The organism is Citrobacter sp. Igbk 17, from assembly GCF_028069775.1.
GTDB lineage: Bacteria > Pseudomonadota > Gammaproteobacteria > Enterobacterales > Enterobacteriaceae > Citrobacter.
The window spans coordinates 13,247-29,977 of sequence record NZ_JANEWI010000006.1 but is presented as its reverse complement, the minus strand read 5'-3'; the positions used below and the strand labels follow the sequence as shown (position 1 = coordinate 29,977).

Annotated in this window: 19 protein-coding genes and 1 pseudogene; 10 read left to right on the top strand and 10 right to left on the bottom strand. The window is 50.9% G+C overall.

The window, feature by feature from the left end; genetic code table 11:
• Window positions 1-23: 23 nt before the first annotated feature.
• From oppB to NNO08_RS05330, 5 genes are read left to right on the top strand one after another with little or no spacing between them, the layout of a single operon-like run.
• On the top strand, window positions 24-944 hold the full coding sequence (gene oppB / locus NNO08_RS05350) for an oligopeptide ABC transporter permease OppB (RefSeq protein ID WP_005126405.1): 921 nt from the start codon (window positions 24-26) through the stop codon (window positions 942-944).
• A gap of 14 nt (window positions 945-958) precedes the next feature.
• Window positions 959-1,867, top strand: coding sequence for an oligopeptide ABC transporter permease OppC (oppC, locus tag NNO08_RS05345; RefSeq protein WP_048211481.1), 909 nt, complete (start codon window positions 959-961; stop codon window positions 1,865-1,867).
• Window positions 1,868-1,878: 11 nt separating this feature from the next.
• The gene (gene oppD, locus NNO08_RS05340; RefSeq protein ID WP_124021107.1) at window positions 1,879-2,892 is read left to right on the top strand and encodes a murein tripeptide/oligopeptide ABC transporter ATP-binding protein OppD; all 1,014 of its coding nucleotides are present in this window, start codon (window positions 1,879-1,881) and stop codon (window positions 2,890-2,892) included.
• Window positions 2,889-3,893, top strand: a complete 1,005-nt coding sequence (oppF, locus tag NNO08_RS05335) for a murein tripeptide/oligopeptide ABC transporter ATP-binding protein OppF (RefSeq protein WP_048211482.1) — start codon at window positions 2,889-2,891, stop codon at window positions 3,891-3,893. Before oppD ends, oppF begins: the two co-directional genes overlap by 4 nt.
• Before the next feature lie 47 nt (window positions 3,894-3,940).
• Complete coding sequence (locus NNO08_RS05330; RefSeq protein ID WP_137381706.1) at window positions 3,941-4,777, top strand: ion transporter; 837 nt, start codon at window positions 3,941-3,943, stop codon at window positions 4,775-4,777.
• Between the two features lie 37 nt (window positions 4,778-4,814).
• Here the strand turns inward: NNO08_RS05330 and NNO08_RS05325 are convergent, their stop codons facing one another.
• A complete protein-coding gene (locus NNO08_RS05325; protein WP_040233211.1) occupies window positions 4,815-5,144 on the bottom strand; it encodes an HI1450 family dsDNA-mimic protein in 330 nt (109 codons plus the stop codon).
• A 34-nt stretch (window positions 5,145-5,178) separates the two neighbouring features.
• On the bottom strand, window positions 5,179-6,639 hold the full coding sequence (gene cls, locus NNO08_RS05320) for a cardiolipin synthase (RefSeq protein ID WP_048211484.1): 1,461 nt from the start codon (window positions 6,637-6,639) through the stop codon (window positions 5,179-5,181).
• A gap of 142 nt (window positions 6,640-6,781) precedes the next feature.
• Here cls and NNO08_RS05315 point away from each other — a divergent pair, with 142 nt between their 5' ends.
• Window positions 6,782-6,955, top strand: coding sequence for a YciY family protein (locus NNO08_RS05315; protein WP_005126414.1), 174 nt, complete (start codon window positions 6,782-6,784; stop codon window positions 6,953-6,955).
• Window positions 6,956-7,008: 53 nt separating this feature from the next.
• On the opposite strand, the gene NNO08_RS05310 is transcribed toward NNO08_RS05315, so the two are convergent.
• Window positions 7,009-7,305, bottom strand: coding sequence for a YciI family protein (locus NNO08_RS05310; protein WP_048211485.1), 297 nt, complete (start codon window positions 7,303-7,305; stop codon window positions 7,009-7,011).
• Window positions 7,306-7,519: 214 nt separating this feature from the next.
• On the opposite strand from NNO08_RS05310, the gene tonB reads away from it, so the two are divergent.
• Window positions 7,520-8,248 carry a TonB system transport protein TonB gene (tonB, locus tag NNO08_RS05305; RefSeq protein ID WP_271440930.1) on the top strand — a complete coding sequence of 243 codons (729 nt, stop codon included), beginning with the start codon at window positions 7,520-7,522 and terminating at the stop codon, window positions 8,246-8,248.
• Window positions 8,249-8,317: 69 nt separating this feature from the next.
• Here tonB and yciA read toward each other — a convergent pair whose 3' ends face one another.
• From yciA to NNO08_RS05285, 4 genes and pseudogenes are all read right to left on the bottom strand, one after another.
• Complete coding sequence (gene yciA / locus NNO08_RS05300; RefSeq protein WP_048211486.1) at window positions 8,318-8,719, bottom strand: acyl-CoA thioester hydrolase YciA; 402 nt, start codon at window positions 8,717-8,719, stop codon at window positions 8,318-8,320.
• A gap of 165 nt (window positions 8,720-8,884) precedes the next feature.
• Window positions 8,885-9,424, bottom strand: a complete 540-nt coding sequence (locus tag NNO08_RS05295; protein WP_003020667.1) for a septation protein A — start codon at window positions 9,422-9,424, stop codon at window positions 8,885-8,887.
• A 56-nt stretch (window positions 9,425-9,480) separates the two neighbouring features.
• Window positions 9,481-10,224 carry a YciC family protein gene (locus NNO08_RS05290; protein WP_040233207.1) on the bottom strand — a complete coding sequence of 248 codons (744 nt, stop codon included), beginning with the start codon at window positions 10,222-10,224 and terminating at the stop codon, window positions 9,481-9,483.
• 28 nt (window positions 10,225-10,252) lie between these two features.
• Window positions 10,253-10,339, bottom strand: a pseudogene (locus NNO08_RS05285) (YkgJ family cysteine cluster protein); the annotation flags it as partial.
• Between the two features lie 281 nt (window positions 10,340-10,620).
• On the opposite strand from NNO08_RS05285, the gene ompW reads away from it, so the two are divergent.
• The 3 genes from ompW to NNO08_RS05270 all read left to right on the top strand — a co-directional run bounded on the left by ompW (window position 10,621) and on the right by NNO08_RS05270 (window position 13,328).
• Window positions 10,621-11,259 carry an outer membrane protein OmpW gene (gene ompW, locus NNO08_RS05280; RefSeq protein WP_040233206.1) on the top strand — a complete coding sequence of 213 codons (639 nt, stop codon included), beginning with the start codon at window positions 10,621-10,623 and terminating at the stop codon, window positions 11,257-11,259.
• Between the two features lie 129 nt (window positions 11,260-11,388).
• Window positions 11,389-11,664 carry a hypothetical protein gene (locus NNO08_RS05275; protein ID WP_271450391.1) on the top strand — a complete coding sequence of 92 codons (276 nt, stop codon included), beginning with the start codon at window positions 11,389-11,391 and terminating at the stop codon, window positions 11,662-11,664.
• A gap of 191 nt (window positions 11,665-11,855) precedes the next feature.
• A complete protein-coding gene (locus NNO08_RS05270) occupies window positions 11,856-13,328 on the top strand; it encodes a GGDEF domain-containing protein (RefSeq protein WP_271450390.1) in 1,473 nt (490 codons plus the stop codon).
• Window positions 13,329-13,360: 32 nt separating this feature from the next.
• Here the strand turns inward: NNO08_RS05270 and trpA are convergent, their stop codons facing one another.
• From trpA to trpCF, 3 genes are read right to left on the bottom strand one after another with little or no spacing between them, the layout of a single operon-like run.
• Window positions 13,361-14,167, bottom strand: coding sequence for a tryptophan synthase subunit alpha (gene trpA, locus NNO08_RS05265; protein WP_271450389.1), 807 nt, complete (start codon window positions 14,165-14,167; stop codon window positions 13,361-13,363).
• A complete protein-coding gene (gene trpB, locus NNO08_RS05260; RefSeq protein WP_202038508.1) occupies window positions 14,167-15,360 on the bottom strand; it encodes a tryptophan synthase subunit beta in 1,194 nt (397 codons plus the stop codon). Before trpB ends, trpA begins: the two co-directional genes overlap by 1 nt.
• 10 nt (window positions 15,361-15,370) lie before the next feature.
• On the bottom strand, window positions 15,371-16,729 hold the full coding sequence (trpCF, locus tag NNO08_RS05255) for a bifunctional indole-3-glycerol-phosphate synthase TrpC/phosphoribosylanthranilate isomerase TrpF (RefSeq protein ID WP_271456341.1): 1,359 nt from the start codon (window positions 16,727-16,729) through the stop codon (window positions 15,371-15,373).
• Window positions 16,730-16,731: the final 2 nt, after the last annotated feature.

Sequence of the window (16,731 nt, the reverse complement as noted above, 5' to 3'; positions counted from 1 at the left end):
GCACACGCCAGAAGGTACGGGCAATGTTGAAATTTATATTACGCCGCTGTCTGGAAGCGATTCCGACGCTATTTATTCTTATTACGATTTCATTCTTTATGATGCGTCTTGCACCGGGAAGTCCTTTCACCGGAGAGCGCGCGTTACCGCCAGAAGTTCTGGCGAATATTGAAGCGAAATACCATCTTAATGATCCGATCTCAACGCAGTACTTTAGCTATCTGAAACAGCTGGCGCACGGTGATTTTGGGCCATCCTTTAAATATAAAGACTACACCGTTAATGACCTGGTCGCGTCAAGCTTTCCGGTTTCCGCGAAACTGGGGGCTGCGGCCTTTATTCTGGCGGTGGTGATCGGCGTCAGTGCGGGCGTAATCGCCGCGTTGAAGCAAAACACGCGGTGGGATTACACAGTTATGGGGGTGGCGATGACCGGGGTGGTGATCCCCAGTTTTGTCGTTGCTCCCTTATTAGTCATGATATTTGCAATCACACTGAAATGGCTACCCGGTGGCGGCTGGAATGGTGGGGCGCTGAAATTTATGATCCTGCCAATGGTGGCGCTATCCCTGGCCTACATTGCCAGTATTGCGCGTATTACCCGCGGCTCGATGATTGAAGTGCTGCACTCTAACTTTATTCGGACCGCGCGTGCTAAAGGGTTACCGATGCGACGGATTATTTTCCGCCATGCGTTAAAACCTGCGTTGTTGCCGGTGTTGTCCTATATGGGCCCCGCGTTTGTCGGCATCATTACCGGTTCGATGGTTATTGAAACTATCTATGGTTTACCGGGCATTGGGCAGCTGTTTGTGAATGGCGCATTAAACCGCGATTACTCGCTGGTACTGAGCCTGACTATTCTGGTCGGCGCGCTGACCATCGTGTTTAACGCGATTGTCGATGTGCTGTATGCCGTAATCGACCCGAAAATCCGTTACTGATACTGGAGCTCGCTATGATGTTAAGTAAGAAAAACAGCGAAGCGCTGGAGAATTTCAGTGAGAAGCTGGAGGTCGAAGGCCGCAGCCTGTGGCAGGACGCGCGTCGACGCTTTATGCATAACCGGGCGGCAGTAGCCAGCCTCGTGGTACTGGTGATTATTGCGCTGTTTGTGACCCTGGCGCCAATGTTGTCGCAGTTTACCTACTTCGATACCGACTGGGGCATGATGTCCAGCGCGCCTGATACGGAGTCCGGGCACTATTTTGGCACTGACTCATCCGGTCGTGACCTGCTGGTGCGGGTGGCAATTGGAGGACGGATCTCGTTGATGGTGGGGATTGCGGCGGCGCTGGTGGCGGTGATTGTGGGCACGCTGTACGGTTCACTATCGGGTTACCTGGGCGGTAAAATCGACTCCGTGATGATGCGTCTGCTGGAAATCCTTAACTCCTTCCCGTTCATGTTCTTCGTTATTCTGTTGGTCACCTTCTTTGGGCAAAACATTCTGCTGATCTTTGTGGCGATTGGGATGGTATCCTGGCTTGACATGGCGCGTATCGTTCGTGGCCAGACGCTGAGCCTGAAGCGCAAAGAGTTTATTGAAGCAGCCCAGGTCGGTGGGGTGTCTACCGTGCGTATTGTTGTGCGCCACATTGTGCCAAACGTACTGGGTGTAGTGGTGGTCTACGCCTCGTTGCTGGTTCCCAGCATGATCCTGTTTGAATCGTTCCTGAGCTTCCTGGGACTTGGCACACAAGAGCCGCTAAGTAGCTGGGGCGCATTACTCAGTGATGGTGCCAACTCGATGGAAGTATCGCCATGGTTACTGCTGTTCCCGGCAGGGTTCCTGGTGGTGACGCTATTCTGTTTTAACTTTATTGGCGATGGCCTGCGTGATGCCCTCGACCCGAAAGACCGTTAAGGAGTGCCGCCATGAGCGTAATTGAGACCTCAACCGCGCCGCTCGCGCAACAACAGGCTAACGCGCTGCTGAACGTTACCGATCTGCGAGTGACGTTTGCCACCCCTGATGGTGATGTTACTGCAGTAAACGATTTAAACTTTTCACTACGCGCCGGGGAAACGCTGGGTATTGTGGGTGAGTCAGGTTCAGGTAAGTCGCAGACTGCATTTGCCTTGATGGGCCTGTTGGCCGCAAATGGCCGAATTGGCGGTTCCGCTACATTTAACGGTCGTGAGATCCTGAACTTACCGGAGCGTGAGCTGAACAAACTGCGCGCCGAGCAAATCTCGATGATCTTCCAGGACCCTATGACCTCTCTGAATCCGTATATGCGGGTCGGCGAACAGTTAATGGAAGTTCTGATGCTACACAAAGGTATGAGCAAAGCAGAAGCCTTTGAAGAGTCAGTCAGAATGCTGGATGCGGTGAAAATGCCGGAAGCGCGTAAGCGAATGAAAATGTACCCGCATGAATTCTCCGGCGGTATGCGTCAACGTGTGATGATCGCCATGGCGCTACTGTGCAGGCCAAAGTTACTGATTGCCGATGAACCCACTACTGCGCTGGATGTTACGGTTCAGGCGCAAATCATGACGCTGCTGAATGAGCTGAAAAGTGAATTCAATACCGCAATCATCATGATTACCCACGACCTCGGTGTTGTTGCCGGTATTTGCGACAAAGTATTGGTGATGTATGCCGGACGCACGATGGAATATGGTAGTGCGCGCGATGTCTTTTATAAGCCTGTTCATCCGTATTCAATTGGCCTGCTTAATGCCGTCCCGCGTCTGGATGCCGAAGGGGAAGAAATGCTGACTATCCCGGGTAATCCGCCGAACCTGTTGCGTTTACCGAAAGGCTGCCCGTTCCAGCCCCGTTGCCCGCATGCCATGGAAATCTGTAGCAGTGCTCCGCCACTGGAAGAGTTTAGTCCGGGCCGTCTGCGTGCCTGCTTTAAACCGGTGGAGGAACTGGTATGAATGCGGTAACCGAACAACGAAAAGTACTCCTCGAAATTGCCGATCTGAAAGTCCATTTCGACATCAAAGATGGTAAACAGTGGTTCTGGCAACCGTCGAAAACGCTGAAAGCCGTTGATGGCGTTACACTACGTCTGTATGAGGGCGAAACATTAGGTGTGGTGGGGGAATCCGGTTGCGGGAAATCGACGTTTGCGCGTGCGATTATCGGTCTGGTAAAAGCGACCGATGGTAAAGTCGCCTGGCTCGGCAAAGATTTGCTTGGCATGAAACCCGATGAGTGGCGGGCGGTACGCAGTGACATCCAGATGATTTTCCAGGATCCACTGGCATCGCTAAACCCGCGTATGACCATCGGTGAAATTATCGCTGAACCGTTGAGGACTTATCACCCGAATCTGCCTGGGCAGGAAGTTCGTGACCGCGTAAAGGCGATGATGATGAAAGTGGGGTTACTGCCTAACCTGATTAACCGCTATCCGCACGAGTTTTCCGGTGGGCAGTGCCAGCGTATTGGTATTGCCCGCGCGTTGATCCTTGAGCCGAAGCTGATAATTTGTGATGAGCCCGTATCCGCGCTGGATGTGTCGATTCAGGCGCAGGTTGTTAACCTGTTGCAGCAATTACAGCGTGAGATGGGTTTATCATTAATCTTCATTGCCCATGACCTGGCAGTGGTTAAACATATTTCCGATCGCGTGCTGGTGATGTATCTCGGGCATGCGGTGGAATTAGGGACCTATGACGAGGTGTACCATAATCCGCTGCATCCCTATACCAAAGCGCTAATGTCAGCGGTGCCAATTCCCGATCCTGATATGGAGAGGAACAAGGTTATCCAGCTGCTGGAAGGTGAGTTACCGTCCCCGATTAATCCGCCTTCGGGGTGTGTGTTCCGCACGCGTTGTCCGATCGCCGGACCAGAATGCGCGAAAACGCGTCCTGTACTTGAAGGGAGTTTCCGACACGCGGTTTCCTGCTTAAAAGTAGACCCGCTATAATCGAGAGGGCTGACATACTGTCAGCCCTTCTTTTTGGTGAGGTAAATGTGTCAGGCTTAGTCTCTTCTGTTCGCCGTACTCTCTACCGTACATTATTTGATTTAGATACACGCTCGGGGCGCCGTTTTGAAGGCATGTGTGCACTGTTCGCATTGCTGAGCGTGATTGTTATCTTCATTGAGTCTGGGGTTGGGACGCAATACCATTTAACCTATGATGAATGGCATATTTTTGTCTGGCTGGAAGTCTTTATTACGCTGGTCTTTACCCTCGAATATCTGCTCAGATTGTGCTGCTGGGCCAATCCTGCAAAATATGTGTTTAGCTTTTGGGGAATTATCGATCTCGCGACGATTCTGCCACTGTATGTGATGTGGCTATGGCCGGAAATTAGTCTGAGTTATGTTTTCGCCTGGCGAGCGATGCGCGTGCTGCGTGTACTGAGAATACTCAAACTGTTGCGATTTATGCCGTCGCTACGTGTGTTCTGGAGCGCAATTAAAAGTGCCCGTCATCAGTTGATGCTGTTTTACTCGTTTATTGCCATTCTGATGATTGTCTTTGGTGCACTGATGTACCTGATCGAAGGCCCGAAATATGGTTTTACCACGCTGAATGCGTCGGTATATTGGGCAATCGTTACGGTTACGACAGTCGGTTATGGTGATATTACCCCGCATACCCCGCTTGGCCGCATGGTTGCGTCAGTACTGATCCTGATTGGTTATTCGGTTATTGCAATCCCGACAGGATTGATAACAACACACATGAGCAGTGCGTTTCAGCATCGGCAAAATCAGCGCAAATGTCCGCAGTGTCAACAAAGCCAGCATGAGCACAGCGCGCAATTTTGTAATCGCTGCGGAAGTAAATTGCCTGACTAGAAATAAAAAAAGCTGCGAGAGCAGCTTTTTGTTTTCACTATTCGCGCCAGAGAATGTGGCAGAGTTTGTGATCTTTTTCGCGACATAACAGAACACGCGCAAAAATATCGTTAATCTCACCGTCTTCTGAGTCTGCCAGACCAATCACTACTTCGGCGAAGAAGTCAGGATTCAGGTCAAAATCGACGTGCTCCTGCCAGTCTTGTGCAGGGTCAAATAACTCTGCACCGCCACGTTCTTCAAACTGCAAATTAAACAGAAGGATGTCGGCCGGATCGAGATTGTCCGCCGCCAGTTCGAGAAAAATGTCATAAGCCTGCTCAAGCGTTTCGTCTTCGGTCAGGCGGTTGTTCAAATCCATATCCATAATGACTACCTGTTTACTGTCTGATGGGCACGTTTTACAGCAACGGGCTAAAGAAGTAAAACAGTCGCTCAGCGATACGCTGCCAGAGTGGTCGTTTTACCCACAAACGTGCATCCAGCAGGCGGGAACGCGAAATATAATCATCCTGTACCGCGGCGAGGTCACCGCCGAATCCGGCATCGTCAATCACCAGTGTTATCTCAAAATTCAGCCACAGGCTGCGCATATCCAGGTTTACGGTACCGACAAGACTCAGTTCGCCATCGACCAGCACGCTTTTGGTATGTAACAACCCGCCTTCGAACTGATAGATTTTCACGCCTGCCGCCAGCAACTCGGTGAAAAAAGCCCGGCTTGCCCAGCCAACCAGCATTGAGTCATTCTTGCGTGGAAGAATGATGCTGACATCTACACCGCGCTGCGCCGCTGTACAGATGGCGTGCAGCAGATCGTCACTGGGGACAAAGTACGGGGTGGTCATGATTAAATATTCACGAGCAGAATATGCGGCGGTCAATAAGGCTTGATGGATCAGGTCTTCAGGGAAGCCAGGGCCGGAGGCAATAGTGTGAATGGTGTGTCCGCTAGCCTGCTCAAACGGCATGATGTTGACATCGGGAGGCGGCGGTAAAATGCGTTTACCGGTCTCAATTTCCCAGTCGCAGGAGTAGACGATCCCCATGGCAGTGGCCACCGGCCCTTCCATTCTCGCCATCAGGTCAACCCATTGTCCGACACCGGCATCCTGTTTAAAGAAACGCGGATCGACCATATTCATGCTACCGGTGTAGGCGATGTAGTTGTCGATCATGATCATTTTACGATGCTGGCGCAGGTCCATACGGCGTAAAAACACACGCATCAGGTTAACCTTTAGCGCTTCGACCACCTCGATACCCGCGTTGCGCATCATTGCCGCCCACGGACTACGGAAGAATGCCACGCTGCCCGCGGAGTCCAGCATCAAACGACAGTGAATCCCCCGTCTGGCGGCGGCCATCAATGATTCCGCGACCTGATCGGCCATACCGCCAGGTTGCCAGATGTAGAACACCATCTCAATGTTGTGACGCGCCAACTGAATATCGCGGATTAACGCCTGCATCACGTCATCAGAGCTGGTGAGAAGCTGTAGCTGATTGCCCTTAACGCCAGCAATGCCCTGGCGACGCTCGCATAACTTAAATAATGATGAGGCAACGCTGCTGTTTTCTTGCGCGAAAATATGTTTGCAGGCTTTGAGATCGTTCAGCCATTTAGCTGTTGAAGGCCACATCGCTCTGGCACGTTCGGCGCGGCGTTTGCCCAGGTGGAGTTCACCAAAGGACAGATAAGCAATGATCCCTACCAATGGCAGTATATAGATGATCAAAAGCCAGGCCATTGCGGAGGGTACTGCGCGTCGCTTCATCAGAATGCGTAATGTAACGCCAGCAATGAGTACCCAGTAACCCAGAATGACCAGCCAACTCACCACGGTGTAGAAGGTTGTCATAAATTTAAAAATCCTTTTGAAAGCGTATTGTTAAGAGTTTACGCATCAGGAGTCATCTGGCAAATAAAAACACGGGAAAACCACTGGTCTGCATTCGGTCTGGGGGTATAATGCCCGCTCTGTGACTGGAAGAGTAGTTAACATGAAGCGTAGTAGAACGGAAGTGGGACGCTGGCGGATGCTGCGTCAGGCTAGCCGCCGTAAAGCACGTTGGCTTGAAGGGCAATCGCGCCGTAACATGCGTATCCACTCCATCAGAAAATGCATTCTCAATCATCAACGAAATTCGTTGCTGTTTGCGATCTACAGCATTTGATCCAAAAAGGGCACCGCTGGCGGTGCCCAATGTATTCCTGTCCGTTCTGTTTCTTAAAATACTTTTTTGTATGGTTTGACCGAAACCTGCGCATAAACGCCTGCAGCCACATACGGGTCGGCATCTGCCCACGCCTGTGCTGCCTCTAAAGATTCAAACTCCGCAATCACCGTCGAGCCGGTAAATCCCGCCGCACCCGGATCGTTACTGTCGACCGCGGGCATGGGGCCTGCTGTCAGTAGACGACCTTCATCATGGAGGAGTTGCAGGCGGGCCAGGTGAGCAGGGCGTACGGAAAGACGTTTTTCGAGAGAATCTGCGATATCTTGAGCATAAATTACATACAGCACGGGTAGAGCTCCTTGATCGGTAAAAGTCGCGTTTACGTTATTGGAAAGCCCTGGTAACTGCAACGTAAAGATAATAGCTTTGTTAAGGCCATATTAAGATAATGGTTTTTTTACATGAAATTGCGTTTTAAATGCGGCTTACTGTCATGGGCTTATTGAATATGATTGCTATTTGCATTTAAAATCGAGGCCTGGTTTTATAACTGAAACGATTATGACTGCAATGACCCTTGATTTACCTCGTCGCTTTCCCTGGCCGACGTTACTTTCCGTCGGCATTCACGGCGCTGTAGTGGCGGGTCTGTTGTATACCTCGGTACATCAGGTTATTGAACTGCCTGCACCCGCGCAGCCGATCTCCATCACGATGGTCGCACCTGCCGATCTTGAGCCGCCTCAGGCAGTTCAACCGCCGCCGGAGCCAGTCGTTGAGCCTGAACCGGAACCTGAACCTATACCGGAACCGCCAAAAGAGGCTCCGGTGGTGATCGAGAAACCGAAGCCTAAGCCAAAACCGAAGCCGAAACCGGTGAAAAAGGTTGAAGAGCAGCCAAAACGTGACGTGAAACCGGCTGAGTCGCGTCCGGCATCGCCGTTTGAGAACACGGCGCCTGCTCGTCCGGCAGCAACCAGTACCGCACCGGCAACCAGTAAACCTGCGGTTAGTGCACCGTCTGGGCCACGCGCCTTAAGTCGTAATCAACCACAGTATCCGGCGCGCGCGCAGGCTCTGCGCATTGAAGGCCGGGTGAAGGTCAAGTTTGATGTCACATCAGATGGCCGTGTAGAGAATGTTGAGGTGCTTTCCGCACAGCCTGCCAATATGTTTGAGCGTGAAGTGAAAAATGCGATGCGCAGATGGCGTTACGAGGCGGGCAAACCGGGATCTGGCCTGGTGGTGAATATCGTTTTCCGTCTGAACGGTACGGCGCAGATTGAGTAACTGGCGTGCCGGAGTTGGCGTCAGGCCTTCTCCGGCAAGCAGGTTTGATAACGGTGTTAACGCTGGTTATCAGACCTGTGTTGGTATCGGACGGGGTTTACCGTCTTTATCTACAGCGACGTAGATAAATAGGGCTTCAGTGGCTTTGTAACGCTGGCCAATGGGTTCCGAAGCGACTTTCTTCACCCAGACTTCAATATTAATGCTGATTGACGTCGTTCCGCGTTTTACACAGCGAGCGTAGCAACAGACGACATCACCTACGGCAACCGGGCGCAAAAAGCTCATTCCTTCAACTCGCACCGTCACCACGCGGCCGTGTGCGATCTCTTTGGCCTGAATAGCGCCACCAATATCCATCTGTGACATCAGCCAGCCGCCAAAAATATCACCGTTAGCATTGGTATCGGCAGGCATGGCCAGAGTGCGTAAAACCAGTTCACCCTGGGGGGTGTTATTCGTTGTTGTCATTGTAGAACCGACTGTAGAGAAAGATTACAGGCGCGATGCTACTAGAATTTACGGGCGGAGAACAGAGGGGATGCGGCGCGCGGAGGGGATGTAAGCCAGCTTGTCTGCCACGAAGAACGCAAGCGGATAAAAATTCGCCAGATCCGCAGATCTGGCGAACACATATTACGATTTATCTTCCTGCGGCAGATGGCGGTAGATATAGACTCCGCTCAGCAACGTGAAGAATAAGGTCAGGGCGGTTAATCCGAACACTTTGAAGTTGACCCAAATGTTCTGCGGCAGCCAAAACGCAATGTAGATATTGGCCAGTCCACACAGGATGAAGAAGACAGCCCAGGCCAGATTCAGCTTTGACCATACCGGCTGCGGCAGTGTCAGCTCTTTTCCTAACATGCGCTGAATCAGTGGCTTTTTCATTACCCACTGGCTAACCAGTAGTGCACCGGCAAACAGTCCGTAAATCACCGTAACCTTCCACTTAATGAATTCATCGTTGTGGAAGAAAATCGTCAGGCCACCGAAGACGGCAACCAGAACAAAGGTGATTAACGCCATCTTCTCGACCTTGCGATAGCGAACCCAACTGTAAATCAACACCACAGCCGTTGCGACAATAAGCGCCGAGGTTGCCGCGTAGATGTCATAGAGCTTATAAAAAGCAAAAAAGACAACCAGCGGTAAAAAATCAAGAAACTGCTTCATTCTTCGAGTCCGTAATCAAAAAGCATTGGGTAACACACCCGGCATGCGTTCAGGGTTTATTGACGAATCAGCATATACAGGCGGAACAAATAGATCAGCAGCACAGCAGAGATCATATTGCTCAGCGTATTCGCCAATACCGCGCCTACGTTTGGCGTTAGTACTGCAAAACTTGGCGCAAAAAGCAACAGCAGCGTTTTTGCCAGTAACCAACCGATTACTGCCGGCGCTACCAGTCGCATATTAGACCACGCCAGACGCATACTGTTGCGCATAGCGGCAAAGACGCCCATTTTATCCTGCACGACCATCACTGGCGCGAGGGCCAGCAAGATAGCCAGCAGAATACCAGGCACGACAACCAGCATAATACCGACCTGTACCAGCAGGGTAGTCAGAAAAATCAGAATAAACAATTTAGGTAATACCGGCGCGCTGGCGCCAATGGCGCGTAATGCGCTAACCCGATGACCCGCCGAAATCAGTTGAATCATCAGGATGATGCCTCCTGCAAGGATGGCATTACCAATCAGCCCTGAAAACGTCGATGCTGCAGAAGCGCGTAGCAAAATTTGCTGCTGCTCCGGCGTCATATTCTGTACCAGGTCGAACAAGCCCACACTGCTGGTTAGCTGATCCCCTTCGCTCAGTTGCGCGATTTGCGCGTCGCTGGGAGAAAAGGCATGCCCTAGCACCACTGTGATAAACGCGCACAATAACGATACCAGCAAGATGGTAATGAATTGATTACGGAAAAAGTTTCCCGTGTCACGGTAAACGGATTTCGCCGTGATAGACATGCACTCTCCTTGAGTTTTGCAGGTGTTCATTTGCGCGCAATTGTACCCTGGATAACTCTACAGTGGCAGCATCGTACGATGTATGGAAAGGCATATCTTTGTAAAGCTCCGGTAATTTTTGGCCAGGACTTCAGCATCTTGCAACATCGTTGTGTGTTCTCTGTACATCACGTTCAAATAACCAACGCTTCCTGTTGGAGCTAAAGGTACTTGCATAGTGAAAATATATCAAAATTGATCTGAATTAATTTAACCAGGATTTTGAATGCAAGTTCTAACTTAATCTGGATCAATAAATGTTAAATTATCAAACTCAATGTGATCCAGGTTAGATCACTTATTACTCCATTGTGGGTATATTCGTTCCGCTTTTATAACCATAACGATGGAGCGGACATGAAAAAATTAACAGTTGCAGCATTGGCTTTAACAACTCTTCTCTCTGGGAACGCATTTGCGCATGAGGCCGGAGAGTTCTTTATTCGTGCAGGTTCGGCTACCGTCCGACCGACGGAAGGCGCGGGTGGTACGCTGGGAAGCCTGGGTGGCTTTGATGTCAGCAACAATACGCAGTTGGGCCTGACATTCACGTATATGGCAACCGACAATATTGGCGTTGAGTTACTGGCAGCCACGCCGTTCCGCCATAAGATCGGTACCGGGGCAACCGGTGATATTGCCACCGTTCATCATTTACCGCCGACATTAATGGCGCAGTGGTACTTTGGCGACTCCAGCAGCAAACTGCGTCCTTACGTTGGCGTGGGTGTGAACTACACGACTTTCTTCGATGAAGGTTTTAACAATAACGGGAAAGAGGCGGGTTTATCCGATCTGAGCCTGAAAGACTCCTGGGGTGCGGCAGGACAAGTCGGTATGGACTATCTGATCAACCGCGACTGGCTGATTAACATGTCAGTCTGGTACATGGATATCGACACCACCGCGAGCTATAAAATGGGTGGCGTCCAGCAGCGCGACAGCGTACGCCTTGATCCGTGGGTGTTTATGTTCTCCGCGGGTTATCGTTTTTAAGTCAGCGATTCCAGTCTGAAAGGCTGGTCGTTTAGCGGCCAGCTTTTCTCCTCTCTTTTTCCCTTCCCGACTTTCTCCCCTTTGATGTAATGCTACTCTTTAAGCAAACTGGCTTTGAGGGTATTGACGATGATATTGACCCGTCAGCTGCTACAACAAAAAATTTCCCTTATGGAAGCATCCATAGACGATGATACGAAAGAGTTTGCCGTGTATGCTGCGCGCGAATTATTGAATTACATGAGCAGGGTGGAAGCCCTGGAAAAGGTCATCGCCACACAAATCACACTACCTTATTGCAGCGCCAGTCCGGTTTGTGAAATCGAAGCGGGGTATGCCGCAGGTGTGAGCGACTGTCGGGAGGCGATTCGGCGTGCCGGCTATCCGATAGCCGGGGATGACTAGTTTGCATTTTTGTTAACAAAAATGTTCTTTTGTTGTATAAATCTGTAACTTAGGTACACGGGAGAGACCTTATTTTCATCCATTATCAGGGCCGCAGGACGATCTATATTATTTTTAATACTCAGCGCTGTTATGCAACAACATAAACGGGTAACCGGTTTGGCATTACCGTTAACTATCAGGGTGGACTCGTGAAGATTGTGCAAGATAAGCTCAGGAACAGGCAGGCACTGCTGGTATCGGGGCTGATTACGCTGATATTTACCTCGTTGTTTCTGTTTATCATCTACGAACAGCGTATGGCCACAGCCAGCGAAGGGATTAACCGCCTGCAGGCCCGTATGCTGGATATCTTTAACGATAATGAACTCATCGCCGATGCGATTGGTGAGCGCTACCATCACATTAAAAATGACGATCAATGTGATAATGCCGCGCAGTTTGTTCCGCGAAATGCGGGTGAATGGGGAATTAATGCCGACCCAAAGCGGGTGCATTCGGCAACAGGGACGATTATCGCCCGACAAGCTAACCTTAAAGCTATATGTATGTATACGGCAGCGGAGTTTATTCGCGGCATGGTTAATGAGTTAAATCCTGGCAGTTTTGACGCGCATCGTTACATCATTGCCAAGAATGCGGATTATTTTTACTGGTTTATGCCTTCTGATTCGCGCAATTTTACGTTCTCTGATTCTGAAATGGCGCAGGACATTACCGGATTTTTCTATCCGCCAGTCGATTTTTATACCCGTTTGCTGCAAAAAAACATCAAGAATAAAGCGCTCAGTTCAACGAATTTTTATACCGATAAAATTACCGGTGAAAAAGCCTACAGCGTGGTGAGCTATATCTATGACCTTTCCGGGAAAGAGATATCGGATCAAATCGTCGCCTATCTGGTCTATGACCATTCAAAGCCGGAGTTGCAGGAGGCGTTGGCAAATGCTTTTGACTATCAAATGCCACCGGGCCTGAATGTGGCTCTGGTGAATTTATCCAATAATGAGCGCCTCTGTTTATCTGGCAAATGTACGGGGAAAACGCGCATTATGGTGCGGAAGTTGTCAGAAAAATATGCGCTGTACTACTCAATAGCATTAGGCCGGTTTATGGTGCGCGATACGCACGCCGGAATTGTGATACTGCTGGCACCATTCTTCTTTATTATGATCAGTTTCTCGCTGAAGTCGTGGCTGAATCAAAGCGACCTCAAAGTCTATATTGATTCGCTGACTGGCTGCTTTAATCGGCGAATTCTCGACATTATTAAGCGTCGGGACTTATCACATTGTTCTGTGGTGCTGCTGGATTGCAATAAGTTTAAGGCAGTCAACGACACCTGGGGGCATGCCGCAGGCGATCGCGCGCTGCAAACTATTGCCAACAGAATGTTGTCAAACACTCGTACCAGCCACGATCTCGTGATTCGTACCGGTGGGGATGAATTTATGATCCTGCTGTTTCGCTCCCAGACAAGTGATGCTATCGCGATTGCGCAGCGTATCAGTGGCCAGGTCAACAATCACGTCTTTGTGGTGGATGGCCACACCGTACCGCTGTCAGTGTCATGGGGCGTTGCTGAGGTGAAGGGCGAACTGGATGTGGCAATCCAGAATGCGGATAACGCCATGTACAAAATGAAGCAGGCGAAAGAAGGGTAAAACCGCCAGACGTTTCTGGCGGTTATTTCAGCTTACTGATGGGTGGCGGCTTTCATTGCACTGACAAAGGTTTTCAGCTCAGCCAGCATTTGCTCTGGTGCTGCAACATTCTTCTCAATGATTTTGACAATCGCCGATCCAGAAATAGCCCCCGCAGCACCTGCTTCAATGGCGCCTGTCACCTGTTCCGGTGCAGAGATACCAAAGCCCTGTAAAGAAGGCGGGGCATTAAATTCTTTCAGCTTCTCGACCAGATGATGTAACGGTAACGCTGCACGATTTTCGGCACCTGTAACACCTGCGCGTGACAATAGATAGGTATAACCGCGGCCATAAGAGGCAATCTGGCGCAGCAGTTCCTCGTCAGCGTTAGGCGGGCAAATGAAAATTGGCGCGACATTATGGCGTAATGCCGCCGTTCTGAATGGCGCAGATTCTTCAACCGGCACATCGGCGACTAATACCGAATCTACACCGACCTTCTCGCACTGTGCGTAAAATTCGTCAATACCTTTACTGAACACCAGGTTGGCATACATCAGTAAACCAATCGGAATGGTTGGGTGTTTTTGCCGAACCAGTGCCAACATTTCAAAGCATTGTGACGGTGTGACGCCTGCCGCGAACGCACGTAAGGTCGCTTCCTGAATGGTTGGACCGTCGGCCAGCGGATCGGAGAACGGAATACCCAGCTCAAGTGCATCGGCACCCGCTTCAATCAGCGTATCAATGATTTTCAGTGACTGTTCAACAGAAGGATCGCCCAGGGTTACGAAGGGGACAAAAGCGCCTTCTTTGCGGTCCTTCAGTTGTGCAAACAGGTTTTCATAACGTTCCATCAGATTTCCCCTCGCGCTTTCAGAATATCGTGTACGGTGAAAATGTCTTTGTCGCCGCGACCAGAGAGGTTGACCACCAGTAATTGCTCTTTCTCCGGGTTTTCCCGCATCATTTTCAACGCATGTGCCAGGGCGTGGGAAGACTCCAGTGCCGGGATAATCCCCTCATGCAGACACAGTGTTTTGAAGGCTTCAAGCGCTTCATCATCAGTAATCGAAACATAGTCAGCGCGTCCGATACTGTTCAGATAAGCGTGTTGTGGCCCGACTGACGGGAAGTCCAGCCCCGCAGAAATGGAGTAGGACTCTTCGATTTGCCCTTCAGTGGTCTGCATCATTGGCGACTTCATGCCGAAGTAAATCCCGACACGACCATGTTTCAGCGGTGCGCCGTGCTCGCCGGATTCGATCCCGTGACCACCAGGCTCAACGCCAATCAGACCAACGCTGGTTTCATTTATAAAATCGGCGAACATGCCGATCGCATTTGAGCCGCCGCCGACACAGGCGATCACGGCATCCGGCAGACGGCCTTCTTTTTCCAGAATCTGTGCTTTTGTTTCTTCACCAATCATGCGCTGGAACTCGCGTACGATAGTCGGGAAAGGATGCGGGCCTGCCGCCGTACCCAGCATATAGTGCGCGGTATCGTAACTGCCAGACCAGTCGCGCAACGCCTCGTTACAGGCATCTTTCAACGTGGCAGAGCCGCTGTGTACCGGAATAACTTCAGCACCCATCAGACGCATACGGAAAACGTTCGGAGACTGACGCTCGACGTCTTTCGCACCCATATAAATACGGCACTTTAAACCCAGCAGGGCGCTGGCAAGGGCAGACGCCACACCGTGCTGACCCGCACCTGTTTCTGCGATGATTTCTGTTTTCCCCATGCGCTTCGCCAGTAACGCTTGTCCCAGAACCTGGTTCGTTTTGTGCGCGCCGCCGTGCAGCAGATCCTCACGCTTGAGATACAGCGTAGTCCTGGTGCCGTTAGTGATGTTCTGGCATTTGGTCAACGCGGTAGGGCGCCCGGCATAGTTTTTCAGCAGGTCGGTAAACTGGGCCTGAAACTCAGGGTCTTTTTGTGCACTGACGAACGCTTCTTCCAGTTGGCGCAGTGCAGGCATCAGAATCTGTGGCACATACATACCGCCAAATTCACCAAAATACGGATTGAGTAATGTTGTCATGTCCTTTTCCTTAATATGCGCGCAGCGTCTGAAAGACTGAAGCCAGAAGACGTGCATCTTTGATGCCCGGCTGTGACTCTACGCCAGAATTAAAATCGAGCCCGGCACAGCCGGTTTTAGCCGCGTCGACGCAGTTATCTGCACCGAGTCCGCCAGCCAGTAAAACGTTATCCAGCGATTGTCCGCCCAGTAGCGACCAGTCAAAGCGCTTACCGCTGCCACCCTGGCCGTTATCAAAAACGTATTTATCAATATGTTGATAGCGACGAGCAGGCAGTGATTCGCCAACACTCAGTGCCTTCCAAATTTGCACCTGTGCGGGCAGCACCTTTCGCAGAGCATCGACATAGGCCTGATCTTCGCTTCCATGTAGTTGTACGGCGGCCAGCGACAGTGCGGTGACTTTTTCGTGGACGTCAGCGATCTCGGCGTTACGGAACACGCCGATGTACTGTAACGGCGCTCCCGTCATAACGTCTCGCGCCTGCTCAACGCTGACCGCGCGCGGAGATGAGGGCACAAAAATCAACCCACCATATATTGCGCCAGCTTCATATGCCGCTTTTGCATCCTGAGTCCGGGTCAAACCGCAGACTTTGTTCTCGCCAAGCAGGACCCGACGCACGGCGGCGTGCAGGTCATCATGCGACATCAGCGCAGAGCCAATCAGAAAGCCGTTGGCAAAATGGCTGAGTTCGCGAACCTGGCCATAGGTGTTGATCCCGGATTCACTGATGACGGTTACGCCATGGCCCAGACGCGGGGCCAGTTGGCGGGTACGATTGAGGTCAATCGACAGGTCACGTAAATCACGGTTGTTAATGCCGACGACTTTTGCACCCAGCGCAATGGCGCGCTCCAACTCTTCTTCATTGCTGACCTCAGTCAGGACGCCCATTTTCAAACTGTGGGCGACGGCAGCGAGTTGACGATACTGTTCATCATCTAAAACCGACAACATCAGCAGGCAGGCGTCGGCCTGGTAGAAACGTGCCAGATAAATCTGGTAAGGATCGATAATAAAGTCTTTACACAGAATCGGCTGTGGTGCGATGCGACTGACGATGGGCAGGAAATCAAAGCTACCCTGAAAATATTTCTCGTCCGTCAGCACGGAAATTGCGGACGCGTAATGTTTGTACACTCCCGCAATCTGTGCCGGGTCGAAGTCATCACGGATCACGCCTTTTGACGGAGAGGCTTTTTTACACTCCAGAATAAAAGCGGTTCGTGTCCCTTGCAGCGCATCGTAGAAATCACGCGTGCTGGGTTGAACATCATTTTGAAAGCTGGCCAGCGGTTGTTGCTGTTTGCGGGCTTCTACCCAAATCGCCTTGTCAGCGACAATTTTCGCTAAAACGGTTTGCATCA

What these genes read in the sequence shown, in the direction of transcription:
- NNO08_RS05275 (WP_271450391.1), top strand. Translation starts at nt 11,389, where the DNA reads ATGATATTGACCCGTCAGCTGCTACAACAAAAAATTTCCCTTATGGAA.
- oppC (WP_048211481.1), top strand. Translation starts at nt 959, where the DNA reads ATGATGTTAAGTAAGAAAAACAGCGAAGCGCTGGAGAATTTCAGTGAG.
- oppF (WP_048211482.1), top strand. Translation starts at nt 2,889, where the DNA reads ATGAATGCGGTAACCGAACAACGAAAAGTACTCCTCGAAATTGCCGAT.
- trpB (WP_202038508.1), bottom strand. Translation starts at nt 15,360, where the DNA reads ATGACAACATTACTCAATCCGTATTTTGGTGAATTTGGCGGTATGTAT.
- tonB (WP_271440930.1), top strand. Translation starts at nt 7,520, where the DNA reads ATGACTGCAATGACCCTTGATTTACCTCGTCGCTTTCCCTGGCCGACG.
- trpA (WP_271450389.1), bottom strand. Translation starts at nt 14,167, where the DNA reads ATGGAACGTTATGAAAACCTGTTTGCACAACTGAAGGACCGCAAAGAA.
- NNO08_RS05315 (WP_005126414.1), top strand. Translation starts at nt 6,782, where the DNA reads ATGAAGCGTAGTAGAACGGAAGTGGGACGCTGGCGGATGCTGCGTCAG.
- NNO08_RS05295 (WP_003020667.1), bottom strand. Translation starts at nt 9,424, where the DNA reads ATGAAGCAGTTTCTTGATTTTTTACCGCTGGTTGTCTTTTTTGCTTTT.
- oppD (WP_124021107.1), top strand. Translation starts at nt 1,879, where the DNA reads ATGAGCGTAATTGAGACCTCAACCGCGCCGCTCGCGCAACAACAGGCT.
- cls (WP_048211484.1), bottom strand. Translation starts at nt 6,639, where the DNA reads ATGACAACCTTCTACACCGTGGTGAGTTGGCTGGTCATTCTGGGTTAC.
- NNO08_RS05290 (WP_040233207.1), bottom strand. Translation starts at nt 10,224, where the DNA reads ATGTCTATCACGGCGAAATCCGTTTACCGTGACACGGGAAACTTTTTC.
- oppB (WP_005126405.1), top strand. Translation starts at nt 24, where the DNA reads ATGTTGAAATTTATATTACGCCGCTGTCTGGAAGCGATTCCGACGCTA.
- trpCF (WP_271456341.1), bottom strand. Translation starts at nt 16,729, where the DNA reads ATGCAAACCGTTTTAGCGAAAATTGTCGCTGACAAGGCGATTTGGGTA.
- NNO08_RS05325 (WP_040233211.1), bottom strand. Translation starts at nt 5,144, where the DNA reads ATGGATATGGATTTGAACAACCGCCTGACCGAAGACGAAACGCTTGAG.
- yciA (WP_048211486.1), bottom strand. Translation starts at nt 8,719, where the DNA reads ATGACAACAACGAATAACACCCCCCAGGGTGAACTGGTTTTACGCACT.
- ompW (WP_040233206.1), top strand. Translation starts at nt 10,621, where the DNA reads ATGAAAAAATTAACAGTTGCAGCATTGGCTTTAACAACTCTTCTCTCT.